This window comes from Actinomadura miaoliensis (assembly GCF_039536785.1).
Lineage (GTDB): Bacteria > Actinomycetota > Actinomycetes > Streptosporangiales > Streptosporangiaceae > Spirillospora > Spirillospora miaoliensis.
This window is the reverse complement of record NZ_BAAAZG010000033.1, coordinates 25,084-36,914: the sequence shown is the minus strand read 5'-3', so window position 1 is coordinate 36,914 and position 11,831 is coordinate 25,084. Positions and strand designations below refer to the sequence as shown.

10 protein-coding genes are annotated in these 11,831 nt (G+C 75.9%); 5 read left to right on the top strand and 5 right to left on the bottom strand.

The genetic code is table 11. From position 1 onward, the window contains the following. Nucleotides 1-228 precede the first annotated feature (228 nt). Both ABD811_RS22985 and ABD811_RS22980 read left to right on the top strand, forming a co-directional pair. Nucleotides 229-1,179 carry a DUF3027 domain-containing protein gene (locus tag ABD811_RS22985; RefSeq protein WP_344951284.1) on the top strand — a complete coding sequence of 317 codons (951 nt, stop codon included), beginning with the start codon at nucleotides 229-231 and terminating at the stop codon, nucleotides 1,177-1,179. Nucleotides 1,180-1,191: 12 nt separating this feature from the next. Further along, entirely contained in the window at nucleotides 1,192-4,182 is a 2,991-nt protein-coding gene (locus ABD811_RS22980) for a sacsin N-terminal ATP-binding-like domain-containing protein (RefSeq protein ID WP_344951282.1), read from the top strand. Between the two features lie 42 nt (nucleotides 4,183-4,224). On the opposite strand, the gene ABD811_RS22975 is transcribed toward ABD811_RS22980, so the two are convergent. Genes ABD811_RS22975 through ABD811_RS22965 form a run of 3 tightly spaced genes read right to left on the bottom strand, consistent with a single transcriptional unit; the run spans nucleotide 4,225 to nucleotide 5,908 of the window. After that, nucleotides 4,225-4,488 carry a DUF2530 domain-containing protein gene (locus ABD811_RS22975; RefSeq protein ID WP_344951280.1) on the bottom strand — a complete coding sequence of 88 codons (264 nt, stop codon included), beginning with the start codon at nucleotides 4,486-4,488 and terminating at the stop codon, nucleotides 4,225-4,227. Between the two features lie 5 nt (nucleotides 4,489-4,493). After that, nucleotides 4,494-5,084 carry a TetR/AcrR family transcriptional regulator gene (locus ABD811_RS22970; protein ID WP_344951278.1) on the bottom strand — a complete coding sequence of 197 codons (591 nt, stop codon included), beginning with the start codon at nucleotides 5,082-5,084 and terminating at the stop codon, nucleotides 4,494-4,496. Then, a complete protein-coding gene (locus ABD811_RS22965; protein ID WP_344951276.1) occupies nucleotides 5,084-5,908 on the bottom strand; it encodes an alpha/beta fold hydrolase in 825 nt (274 codons plus the stop codon). Before ABD811_RS22965 ends, ABD811_RS22970 begins: the two co-directional genes overlap by 1 nt. 273 nt (nucleotides 5,909-6,181) lie before the next feature. On the opposite strand from ABD811_RS22965, the gene ABD811_RS22960 reads away from it, so the two are divergent. The 3 genes from ABD811_RS22960 (at nucleotide 6,182) to thpR (ending at nucleotide 8,677) form a co-directional block, all read left to right on the top strand. Further along, on the top strand, nucleotides 6,182-6,646 hold the full coding sequence (locus ABD811_RS22960) for a MarR family transcriptional regulator (protein WP_344951272.1): 465 nt from the start codon (nucleotides 6,182-6,184) through the stop codon (nucleotides 6,644-6,646). Nucleotides 6,647-6,798: 152 nt separating this feature from the next. Further along, the gene (locus tag ABD811_RS22955) at nucleotides 6,799-8,064 is read left to right on the top strand and encodes an MFS transporter (protein WP_344951319.1); all 1,266 of its coding nucleotides are present in this window, start codon (nucleotides 6,799-6,801) and stop codon (nucleotides 8,062-8,064) included. A 52-nt stretch (nucleotides 8,065-8,116) separates the two neighbouring features. Next, a complete protein-coding gene (thpR, locus tag ABD811_RS22950) occupies nucleotides 8,117-8,677 on the top strand; it encodes an RNA 2',3'-cyclic phosphodiesterase (protein WP_344951268.1) in 561 nt (186 codons plus the stop codon). Nucleotides 8,678-8,719: 42 nt separating this feature from the next. Here the strand turns inward: thpR and ABD811_RS22945 are convergent, their stop codons facing one another. Beyond that, nucleotides 8,720-10,813, bottom strand: coding sequence for a hypothetical protein (locus ABD811_RS22945; protein WP_344951265.1), 2,094 nt, complete (start codon nucleotides 10,811-10,813; stop codon nucleotides 8,720-8,722). Nucleotides 10,814-10,867: 54 nt separating this feature from the next. Further along, a complete protein-coding gene (locus tag ABD811_RS22940) occupies nucleotides 10,868-11,821 on the bottom strand; it encodes a hypothetical protein (RefSeq protein WP_344951316.1) in 954 nt (317 codons plus the stop codon). Nucleotides 11,822-11,831 lie beyond the last annotated feature (10 nt).

The following is an 11,831-nucleotide window of genomic DNA, read 5'->3' as shown; positions in this document are numbered from 1 at the left end:
CGCGCCGCGCACGGCACGGCCCGCGCCGCGGACGCCCCTGCGCAGCGAGCGCCCGACCGCGCCCGCGCGTGCCTGGATGCCCATGCGTCCTGATCTCCCCGTGCGGCGTGTTCGGGAGCCGATCCAATCGAGAGTACGTTTCCCTGGTGAGCGCCGTGCTCACTCGCGTGCGCCCCGGAGGTCCCCGGTGGTCTCGCCCACGCCAATTCATGCGCGAGAATTGAGGGCGTGAGCCCACTCCGTCAGTCGAGTCCCGCGCGTTCCACCGGCGCGCGCTCCGCCGGGGCGGCCCGTTCCAGCGGAACGGCGCGCTCTGGAGGGACGGCGCGCCGCCGCACCCCTGTCGTCGACCCGGCCTGCGCCGAGGCCGTCGACCTCGCCCGGGAGGCCGCGCAGGAGGTGGCCGCGGCGGGCGCGACGGACCGGTCCCCGTCGGCGCCGGTCGGCGACCACCTCGGCCTGCGCGCCGAGGGCGACCGGGTGGTCACGCACTACTTCGCGTGCCTGGATCCCGCCTACCGGGGCTGGCACTGGGCCGTCACGGTGACGCGGGCGGCCCGCGCCAAGGTCGTGACGGTCAGCGAGTGCGCGCTGCTGCCCGGGGAGGACGCCCTGCTGGCCCCCGAGTGGGTGCCGTGGCTGGAACGGCTGCGCCCCGGCGACCTGGGCCCCGGTGACCTGCTGCCCACCGCCACCGACGACGCGCGGCTGGCGCCCGGCTACGCCGACGTGGGTGACGCGGGCGACCAGCAGATGCAGTGGGAGCTGGGGCTGGGCCGTCCCCGCGTGCTGTCGCGCGAGGGCCGCGCCGAGGCCGCCGCCCGCTGGTACGACGGCATCGCCGGGCCTCGCGCGCCCATCGCCGCCTCGGCCCCCGCGCAGTGCTCCACCTGCGGGTTCTACGTGCCGCTGGCCGGTGAGCTGCGGCAGATGTTCGGCGTGTGCGCCAACGAGTACGCGCCCGACGACGGGCGCGTGGTGTCGGCCGACCACGGCTGCGGCGCGCATTCGGAGGCCGTCGTCATCCCCCCGGCGTCCGAGCACGGCCCGCCGGTGCTGGACGAGGTGGGCTACGACATCGTCAAGGTCAGCCCCGTCCGCGACACCGCCGACGCCTCCTCCGAGGCCCCTTCGGAGGCACCCTCGGAGGAGGAGGAAGAGGCCCTCGGCCACAGCTGATCCCGCACTGCGGTGACATCGACCGTGAACGACGACCCGTTCGGCACCGGGGAGATCCGTGACCGCGTGCTGCGCGCGTGGGCGCAGTCCCCGGCGCGGTTCCGGGAGGACGCCAACGCCGAGGAGGACTTCGCGCTCGGCGGGTACCGCGACCGCGTGGTGGTGGAGCTGGCGCAGAACGCCGCCGACGCCGCCGTGCGGGCCGGGGTGCCGGGCCGCCTGCGGCTGACGCTGCGCGGCGCCGTGCTGACCGCCGCCAACACCGGGGCCCCGCTCGACGCGGCCGGGGTGGAGGCGCTGTCGACGTTGCGCGCGTCCGCCAAACGCGACGACGAGGGGGCCGCCGGCCGGTTCGGCGTGGGGTTCTCGGCCGTCGTCGCGGTGAGCGACCGGCCCGCGATCGTGTCGGCCCGCACGGGGGGTGTGGAGTGGTCGGCGGCGCGCGCCCGCGCGCTGGCGGCGCGCACACCGGCCCTGCTGGAGGAGCTGGAGCGCCGGGGCGGGCACGTGCCGTTGCTGCGGCTGCCGTTCCCGCTGGACGAGGCCGTGGACGTGCCGGACGGCTTCGACACCGTCGTCCGGCTGCCGCTGCGCGACGACGAGGCCGCCGGCCGGGTGCGCGAGCAGCTCCGCCAGGCCGGGCCCGCGCTGCTGCTGGCCCTGCCCGCGCTGACCTCCGTCGAGATCGACGTCGACGGCGAGACCCGCACCCTCACCGCCGAACACGACGAGGCGGCGGGCACGGTCGTGATCGACGGGACGCGGTGGCGCACGGCCGAGGACCACGGCGTGCTGCGGCCCGACCTGCTGGCCGACCGGCCCACCGAGGAGCGCGCCCGCCCGGTGTGGCAGGTGCGCTGGGCCGTGCCCGACACCGGCGACCTGGCCGGGACGCCCGCCGTCGTGCACGCCCCCACGCCCAGCGACGAGCGGCTCGACCTGCCCGCGCTGCTGATCGCCTCGTTCCCGCTCGCCCCCGACCGCCGCCACGTCGCGCCCGGACCGCTCACCGACTTCCTGGTGGAACGGGCCGCCGACGCCTACGCCCGCCTCCTGCGCGCCCTGCCGACCTCCACGCGCCTGCTCGATCTGGTGCCCGGACCCGTGGCGGCCGGGGAGCTGGACGCCCGCATCCGCCGCGCCGTCCTGGATCGCCTGCCCGAGGTGCCGCTGCTGCCCGCCGCCGGCGCCGAGCGGGTGCGCGGCCGGGACGCGGTGGCCGTGGACGGCCCGGCGGCGTTCGTGGAGCTGCTGGGCGGCGGGGACGAGCCCGTGGTGCCCGGGCTGCTGCCGCCCGCCTGGCCGGTGCGGCACGCGGCGCTGGGCGCGCTGGGCGTGCGGCGGCTGGACCTGGCCGACGTGATCGACGAGCTGGCCGCCCTGGACCGCGAACCGGCGTGGTGGCGCGGCCTGTACGAGACGCTGACCGGGGCGCCGGCCGACGCCCTGGGCGCCCTGCCCGTCCCGCTGGCCGACGGCGACCGTCTGGTGCGCGGCCCGCGCGGGCTGCTCGTCGCCGCCGACGGCGTGGACCCGGCGCGTCTGGGCGCGCTGGGGCTGCGGTTCGTCCACCCGGACGCCGTCCACCCGCTGCTGCCGCGTCTGGGCGCGGTGGAGGCGGGGCCGCGGGCGGTGCTGGCCGACCCCGCCGTGCGCGCCGCAGTCGAGGGCTCCTTCGACGCCGACGACCCGGACGAGATCGCCGAGGCCGTGCTCGGCCTGGTGCGGGCGGCCGGGATCGAGCCCGGCGAGGAGCCGTGGCTGGCGGAGCTGGCGCTGCCGGGCGCCGACGGCGACCTGTATCCGGCCGGTGAGCTGCTGCTGCCCGACAGCCCGCTGCGCGACCTGATCGCCGCGGACGCCCCGTTCGGCGTGGCCGACGCCGAGCTGGTGGAGCGGTGGGGCGCCGGCGTGCTGGCCGCCGCCGGGGTGCTGGAGGTGTTCGCCGTCGCCCGCGCCGAGGACGTCGAGCCCGCCGCGCTCGCCGACGGCGACGTGTCGCTGCACCTGGACGACGAGGACCGCTGGGCCGACGACGTCCTCGCCCGGGTCGGCGACCAGGAGCTGCCGCCGCTGCTGCCGGAGTTCCAGGCCGTGCGCGACCTGGAGCTGGTCGACGGCTGGGACGCGGCGCTGCGCCTGCTGGCCGGGCGTCCGGCGCTGCGGGCGGCGGTGGTGGAGCCCGCGCACGTCACCCTGCACGACGGCCGCCGGGTGGCGGTGCCGTCGTACACCGCGTGGTGGCTGCGGCGCCATCCGGTGCTGAACGGCCGCCGCCCGACCGAGTTCCATTTCCCCGGCGAGGACGATCTGCTGGCTGGGCTGTACGATCCCGCGCCCGCCGGCCTCGATCGTCCGTTCCTGTTGGCTCTCGGCGTCCGCACGTCGCTCGCGGACCTGCTGGCCGAGCCGGGCGGCGCGCAGGAGCTGCTGGACCGGATGGGCGACCCGGCGCGTTCGGTGCCCCGGCGACGCCTGGGACGGCTCTGGACGGCCGTCGCCGACAACGCGTCCGCGCTGGAGCCGCCCGAACGCGTGCGGGCGGTCGTGGACGGCGAGGTGGAGGTGGTGGACGCCGCCGACGCCCTCGTCCTGGACCGTCCGGACCTGCTGCCCCTGCTGCGCGGCCAGCCGCTGGTCATCGCCTCCCACGGCGACGCCGCCGAGCACCTGGCCGAACTGCTGGACCTGCCGCTCGCCGGCGAAGAGATCGAGGGCGTCGTGCGGACGGACGGGGAGAAGCGGCCCGTGCCCGCGGTCGTCCGCGCGGTGCTGCCGGACGCGCCCGGCACCTACATCGCACATGACCGCCTGGTCGTGGACGGGGTCTCCGTGCCGTGGTGGTGCGGGGACGGCCAGGCGCACGCCACCGGTCCCTGGGGGCTGGCCCGGGCGCTGGCCTGGCTCAGCGGCCGCTGGGAGGCCCGGTTGCCCGCCGAGGCCGTCCTGCGCGATCCCGGCGCGCTGCCGACGCTCCTCGCCGAGAACGACCTGGAGTCCTGAGACCCGGCGCCCTCACCCTCCGCCGGAGGCGCGTTCGCGCCGTTACTGCTGCTCGCCTCGGGACTGCTGCCCGTGCCGGGACTGCTGGCGGATGCGGGCCCGGTGCAGCCGCGGGATGTACCAGACGCCGAACAGCCCGATGACGATCCCGGCCACGCACACCCACAGCCACCACTGGCGCTCGTCGGGCAGCCCGACGATCAGCAAGACGACCAGCGCGACCGCCCACGCCGCCGTCCCGGCGACCGCGACGCGCACGTCGTTGGTCTCCAGCGGCGGCGGGTCGGGGCGGCGCGGTCGGGTCATGCCGATCAGCCTATCGGCGGCTCGTGCGGGCCCGGCCGGGGCACGGCGCGCAGGCCGCCGACGACCATCCGGACGAGCAGGTCGTAGCTGGTCTCCAGGTCCTCGGGCAGCCCGAACCCGCCCGCCGCCTCCAGCACGGCGAAGCCGTGCACGGCCGATCGCAGGCACCGGGCCGCGTGGATCAGGTCGGGGCCGTCCAGGTCGTAGCCGCGCAGCACGGCCAGCACCACCTCCAGCAGCCGTTCGCCCGTGTCCGCCATGCGGGGGTCGGTGAGCGGCTGCTGGCTCATGGCGGCGTAGCGGGACGGGTGGTCGACGACGTAGGACCGGTAGGCGCGCATCACCGCCCGCATGGCGTCGTCCCCGGAACGGCCCATCGCCGCACGCTGGAGCCGCACCGTGAGCTCCTCCATCACCCGCCGCGTCACCAGGTCGCGCAGCTCGGCCAGGTTGCGCACGTGCTTGTAGAGGGACGGGGTCGCCACCCCGGCGGCCTTGGCGACCGCGGCCAGGGTGAGCGCGTCGGGACCGCCCGCGTCGACGATGCCGATCGCGGCGTCCACGACCGCGTCGGGGGACAGGCCCGCGCGCGGCATCAGGCGCTCACCCCGTCGCCGGTGGGCGCCACCTGCCGCAGGAACCGCAGGAGGGCCTCGGTGGTCTCGGCGGGGCACTCCTGGTGCGGGTAGTGGCCCGCCCCGTCGATCATCACGATCTCGGCGGGGCCGCCCAGCTCGGCGGCGACGGTCTCGGCCTCCGCGCGGGGGTCGGGGAAGTCCGGGTCCTTGGCGCCCATGACGACCAGCGCCGGGACGGACACCTGCGGCAGCAGCCCGGCCATCTCCGGCTTGGTGTCCAGGCCCATCGTGCGGGCGGCGGCCATCCTGCCGCGCTCGCGCATGTTCGTCTTGATCGCCGCCAGGTGTGCGGGGAAGTCGGCGGGACGCGGCCCCTTGTAGAGGTTCTTGTAGTACATGCCCCACAGCGCCGGGCTGCTCAGGACGAGCCTGGCCATCAGCTTCATCACCGGGTTGGGGGAGACGGGCCGTGCGAACGGCGCGACCAGCACCAGCCCGCGGACGAGGGACGGCTCGCGCACCGACAGCAGCGGCGCCGTGCCGCCGGAGAACGAGTGCCCGACCACGATCGCCGGGCCGCCGCCCAGGTGCCGCACGAGCGCGGCGAGGTCGTCCGCGCCGTCCCCGACCGTGTAGGAGGCGAACCCGGCGGCCGACTCACCGTGGCCGCGCAGGTCCGTGGTGACGACCCGGTATCCGGCCGCGGCCAGGGCGGGCGCGACGTGGCGGTAGGCGGTGCGCAGGTCGCCCATGCCCGGCGCCAGCACCACCAGGGGACCCGTGGCGTCGCCGGTGACCTCGTAGGCGATCCGGCCGCCGGGGACTTCGACGAACTCGCTCATGACCCGCTCCTTAATGTCGATAGCCGTAAAGCTAATGCCATTAGCCATCCTTGTCAAGCGCGGCATGGCAGCATGGAAGACGGGACATCAGCGAGCCGATCGGAGGAAGAAGTCGCGCCGCCCCGCGCACTCGCGCGCCCGCGCCCCCCGCGCGTCGCGAAAACGCGCAAGCCCCGGTGGCCGGTCGCGGTGGCGGGGTGCCCTGCCTGCGGTATGGCGGAATCCGAGCCACCGTCGTATCGTTAGCAAAAGCAATGACTTCTGCGAACGAACATGACAACGTCACCGACCACAAGCCGCGCGGTGTCGGTCCAGGGCCTGGCCGAAGACCTGCGCATCTCGATCGCCCGGCTGTCGCGCCGTCTGCGCACGCTGAGGCCCGACGCGGCCGGGGCGGCGGCTCCGCTGTCGCTCACCCAGTTCGCCGCGCTGGCCGCCCTCGATCGGCACCGCGCGATGACCCCGCGGGAGCTGGCCGACCACGAGAAGGTGCAGCCGCCCTCGATGACCCGCGTGATCGCGTATCTGGAGAGCCGGGGACTGGTGGAGCGCAGCCCGCATCCGACCGACGGCCGCCAGGTCGTGCTGAGCGTGACCGAGGAGGGCCGCGCCCTGCTGGCCGGGGAGCGGCGCCGCAAGGAGGCCTGGCTGTCCCGGAGGCTGGACGCGCTGACGCCCGAGGAGCGGGAGATCCTGCGGCAGGCCGCCCCGATCCTGGACAAGCTCAGCCAGTCCTAGCCGCCGAGCCGGGCGGCCCGCCCGAGCCCGGCGACCCCGAGGCCGGCGCCCCCGAACCGGTCGGCTCCGAGGCGGTCGGTGCGGAGCCGGCCGGCGCGGAGGCCGCCGATGTGGAGCGTTCCGTCGCCGAGGCCGACCCGGCCACCGGCGGCATGTTCCGTTCGCTGCGCGTCCGCAACTACCGGCTGTTCGCCTCCGGACAGGTCGTCTCCAACGTCGGCACCTGGATGCAGCGCGTCGCCCAGGACTGGCTCGTGCTGGACCTGACGCACGGCAGCGGCACCGCGCTCGGCATCACCACCGGCCTGCAGTTCCTGCCGATGCTGCTGTTCGGCCTGTGGGGCGGCGTGATCGCCGACCGCTACCCCAAGCGACGCCTCCTGATGATCACGCAGGCCGCGATGGGGGCGCTCGCCCTCGTGCTGGGCATGCTCGCCCTCACCGGCACCGCCCGGGTGTGGCACGTGTACCTGCTGGCGTTCCTGCTCGGCGTGGCCACCGTCGTCGACAACCCCACCCGGCAGTCGTTCGTCGTCGAGATGGTCGGCAAACGGGACCTGCCCAACGCCATCGCCCTGAACAGCGCCTCGTTCAACGGGGCCCGGCTGGTCGGCCCCGCCGTCGCGGGCGTGCTGATCGCCGTGCTGGGCACCGGCCCGGTCTTCCTGGTCAACGCCGCCTCGTTCGGCGCCGTGCTGTTCGGCCTGTACGTCATGCGGCAGGACGAGCTGCACACCGCCGAGCCCGTCGCCCGCGGCAAGGGACAGCTCCGCGAGGGCCTGCGCTACGTGTGGGGACGCCGCGACCTGACGCTCGTGCTGGTCCTGGTGCTGTTCATCGCCACGTTCGGGATGAACTTCCAGGTGACCGTGGCGCTGGTGTCCCGCGAGGTCTTCCACACCGGGGCCTCGTCGTTCGGCCTGGCGTCCAGCATGCTGGCGCTCGGCGCGCTGGCCGGGGCGCTGCTGGCCGCCCGCCGCGCCACCCGGCCCCGGATGCGGGTGCTGATCGGCGCGGCGCTGCTGTTCGGCGTGCTGGAGGTCGTCACCGGGCTGATGCCCGCGTACTGGTCGTTCCTGGTGCTGCTGGTGCCGACCGGGATCGCGCTGATGACCTTCACCACCGCCGCCAACGCCACCATGCAGCTCGGCGTCGCGCCCGAGATGCGCGGCCGCGTCATGGCGCTCTACATGCTGGTGTTCCTGGGCACCAACCCGATCGGCGCCCCGGTGGTCGGCTGGATGGCCGAGCAGTTCGGGCCGCGGATGAGCATCGTCGTCGGCGGTCTGGTCGCCGTGACGTCGGTGCTGGTCGTCGCCGCGCTGGCCGTCCCGCGCGCCGGCCGCCGGCCGGCGGCGGTCCTCGGGGCGCTGCGGTCGCGTCGCGCGGGCGCCGCCGGGAACATGACGGAGACGTGACAAGCAGCGTGCCTGCTGAAAGGCTGGGACGCGTGGCCTTCCGGACGTTCGCATGAGGCTGTTCGTGGCGGTCGTTCCGCCCCCGCCGATCCTGGACGAGCTCGCGGAGTTCCTCGGTCCGTTCCAGAACGACCTGCCCGACCTCCGCTGGCTGCGCCGCGACCAGCAGCACATCACGCTCACCTTCCTCGGCGAGGTTGACGACCGCACGCACGACCGCCTGCTGCCCCGCCTCGAACGCGCCGTCGCCCGCCACCCCCGGCTCACGCTGTCGCTGGCGGGGGCGGGCGCGTTCCCCAACCCCGCGCACGCACGCGTGCTGTGGACCGGCGTGTACGGTGACCGCCGCGACCTGGCCCGCCTCGCCGCGTCCACGACCGCCGCGGGACGCCGCGAGGGCACACTGCCCGACAAGCACCCCGGCTTCCGGCCGCACCTCACCCTGGCCCGCTGCCGCCGTCCCGTCGACGTGCGGTCCCTGCTGGAACCGCTGGCGGCTTTCGCGGGCGGCACGTGGACGGCCGAGTCCGTGCACCTGATGCGCAGCCACCTGCCCGGCAGAGGCCGTACGACGGTCGTGTACGAGTCGCTGCACAGCTGGCCCCTGCGCTGACCCGAGCGGCTCCCAGCGCCCCCAGGGACTGCTGCGAGGCCCCTAGAGCTCCGGGGGAGGCGGTGCGGGACGGTCGGCGTCCGGCGGCCCCCACGGCACCCCGTAGCGCTCGCAGGCCCGCCGCAGCTCGCCCAGATCGGGCGGGAACGTCACCTGGCGCAGCACCCGGCCCGTCGGCCCCCACACCACCAGCCGCGGCATCCGCTCGGTGGACTCGTCCACGCCCACGCCGCCGATCAGCTCGCGGCGCACCTCCCACTCGACGCGGCCGCGCAGCGTCACCACCGCCACCCCCGCCGCAGACACGCGCAGCTGCGCCCGGTTGCGGTCGTACAGCCAGTAGCCGCCCAGCCCCGCCAGCACCCCCGCGGGCACCGCCCAGCCCGCCATGCCCGAGAAACCGCCCAGATCGGGGCCCAGCCACACCGCGCCCAGCAGCGCCACGAACTCGCACAGCAGCACGCTCATCGCGTACGAGCCGACCCGGGAACGCCGCGTGGCGTCCAGGAGCACCCCGGGCGCGGTGGACGGCGTCGGAGGCGCGGCCTCCTCGACCTCCGCCGGACCCGGACCGCCGCCGCCCGCCGTCTCCACCGGCGCCTCACCGCCCGACCCGCCCGCGTGCGACGGCACCGCCTCCGCCTCCGACGGCACCGACGACAGCGTGGACACCGCCGAATGGAACGCCGCGCTCAGATAGGCGTCGTACTCGGCGTCGGTCACCGGCAGCCCCGCCCGCCGCGCCGACTCCCGCAGGTCGGTACGGGAGATCCGCAGCGCCGACAGCGGCGCGGCGAAGAACTCGTCGCCGTCGGAGTCGTACAGCCGCACCCACGCGTGCCCGGCGATCGTCAGCAGCTCGATGCCGCCGATGCGGTCCTCGGGCATCCGCAGGACCACGTCGCCGGCGGCGTCCACCCAGCCGAGCCCGCCGTCGGCCACCACCAGCCGCCCGCCCGGCACCTGCGCGAAGACCTCCGGCAGGCCCTCCAGCCCGTAGGCGGGGGAACGCGGAGTGCGCGGCCCCGGCGTGACGACCCGGTAGCCGTGGTCGTCCAGGCCGTGCGCGAGCTGGAAGGCGTCCAGGCCGTGCGCGGGCAGCCGGGCCAGCAGCCGCATCCGGTGGTCGAACGCCAGCACCGCCAGCGGGACGCGCCGCGGCTCGTCGGTCAGCGCGTCCAGCGCCAGGCCGGGGCCGACGACCAGCGCCGCCACGTCCCCGGCGGCCACCCGTCGGCCCTCCTTCGCCCCGGGCCTGGTCCGCACGAGCAGCCCGTCCGGCCGGATCGTCCACTCCACCTGGATGGCGCGCAGCAGCCGCCGCCGTGCCCCCGCGACCCCCGCGATGGCGGCCAGCGCCCAGCAGCCCGCCGCCAGCCGGTGCCCGAAGTCGGCCGTCCCCTCGACCGCGATGTGCGCGATCATCGTGACGCCCAGCAGAGCCAGCAGCGTGCCCAGCACCGCGGTACGGCCCCGTCCCGGCACCGGCTCCGGCGACGCCAGCCGTATCGGCTCGCCCGCCGCGCCGGACGCCGGCGGGTCCTCGCGGAGCGGCTCGTGCGCGGCGGCCAGCAGCGCCGCCTCCTGGTCGAGCAGCCGCTGCTCGGCGACGTGATGGCGGGGCAGGCCCAGGTCGGCGCCCGCGCCGGTCTCGCCGCCGTCGTCGTCCGACAGGCCCGAGACGGCGCCGTCCAGCAGGAACACCGGAATGCCCAGCCGGCGCGCGGTCACGAACAGCGCCAGCGGCTCCATGCCGAGGGCGTCCAGGCCGCCCACCGTCGTGCGGCCGAACCGGTGCAGGACGGTCAGCCCGCCGTCGTCCACGGTGATCGCCAGGCCCTCGATCCGCGACCGCTCGTACCGGGTCAGGGGCGTGCCGTCCGGCGCCACCCGCTCCAGCCCCGCCGCCGACAGCCGCCAGTACGGCCGGGGACGGCGGCGGCGCAGGGACGCGACGGCCCCGGCGATCCACGGCGCCGTCGCGACCGCCCCGAGCAGCGCCGCCCACAGCCACACTGGGTGGATCGGCAGCAACGCCAGCGCCAGCACCGGAAAGGCCAGCCGTCCCGCGGCGACCGGACGCCACCGGGTCGCGGAGGCGTGCAGGCCGACCAGCTCGTGCTCCACAGTCCGCATCCTCACACGGGGCCCGGTGGGCCCGTCACTCCTTTTCCGATCCCACGCCTACGATCATGAACGCTTCCGCACGATGGCGTAACCGAGGGCCCCCGCGATCGCCAGCGCGGCGAACAGCCCCACGCTCGCCCCGGTCGAGTCGCGGCGGCCCTCCTCGGCCTCGGCGCCGGACCCGCCCCCGCCGCCCGTCCGTGCCGGCGGGGGAGAGACGGGCAGCATGTCGTCCGGCAGCGGCACCCGGTACACCGGCTGGTCCAGGCCCTCGGACCCGGCCAGCAGCGACCGCCCGTCCGCCGCGAACGTGATCGACTCGCCCTGCTCCTGGCCGGGCAGGGAGATCGACCCCAGCGACCGGCCCGGCCGTCCGTCGGCCCCCACCGCGTAGGCGCGGGCGCCGAAGTACGTGCGGATGACGCACAGGCGCCCGTCCGGTGAGAACGCCCCGTCGGTGGCGATGCCCGGGGCGTCGCCGACCTTGCGCAGCGTGTTGAACCCGCCGGTGCGCAGCCGCGCCGGAGCCTCGTAGATCTTCCCGGAGAACAGCTTGCTGGCCACGTACAGCCGGTTGGTGCGCGGGTTGATCATCATGGTCTCGGCGTTGCGCGGCCCGTCCTCGTACTTCAGCCGGAACGCGGTGGCGCGCAGCGTCTGCGAGCGCAGCTCGGCGGGCTCGGGGACGCGGTAGACGGTGACGTAGGGCCAGGCGCCGCCCATGTTGTCGCCGATGTCGCCCACGTAGATCGCCGGACGGCCCCGCTCGTCGCGGCCCAGCGCCATGCCCTCCCAGTCGCGGGCCTGCGCGCCCGCCAGCGTCAGGACGGCGCGCGTCCTGCCGTCGGGGCCCAGCGCGAAGATCTCCGCCCGTCCGCCCGAGTCGTTGTGGGTGTAGACGACGCCGGGGTGCCGCACGCTGACCGCCAGCCCGCTGGACTCGGCGACGCGCGGATCACGGACCGTGAACGCCACCTCGCTGCCAGCCTCGGCGTCCCTGACCGCGGACGCCGGCACGAACGCCGTC

Bases quoted from the DNA above. Each gene is read 5' to 3' on its own strand.
- ABD811_RS22955 (WP_344951319.1), top strand. From the start codon at position 6,799: ATGTTCCGTTCGCTGCGCGTCCGCAACTACCGGCTGTTCGCCTCCGGA.
- ABD811_RS22975 (WP_344951280.1), bottom strand. From the start codon at position 4,488: ATGACCCGACCGCGCCGCCCCGACCCGCCGCCGCTGGAGACCAACGAC.
- thpR (WP_344951268.1), top strand. From the start codon at position 8,117: ATGAGGCTGTTCGTGGCGGTCGTTCCGCCCCCGCCGATCCTGGACGAG.
- ABD811_RS22970 (WP_344951278.1), bottom strand. From the start codon at position 5,084: ATGCCGCGCGCGGGCCTGTCCCCCGACGCGGTCGTGGACGCCGCGATC.
- ABD811_RS22960 (WP_344951272.1), top strand. From the start codon at position 6,182: ATGACAACGTCACCGACCACAAGCCGCGCGGTGTCGGTCCAGGGCCTG.
- ABD811_RS22965 (WP_344951276.1), bottom strand. From the start codon at position 5,908: ATGAGCGAGTTCGTCGAAGTCCCCGGCGGCCGGATCGCCTACGAGGTC.
- ABD811_RS22945 (WP_344951265.1), bottom strand. From the start codon at position 10,813: ATGCGGACTGTGGAGCACGAGCTGGTCGGCCTGCACGCCTCCGCGACC.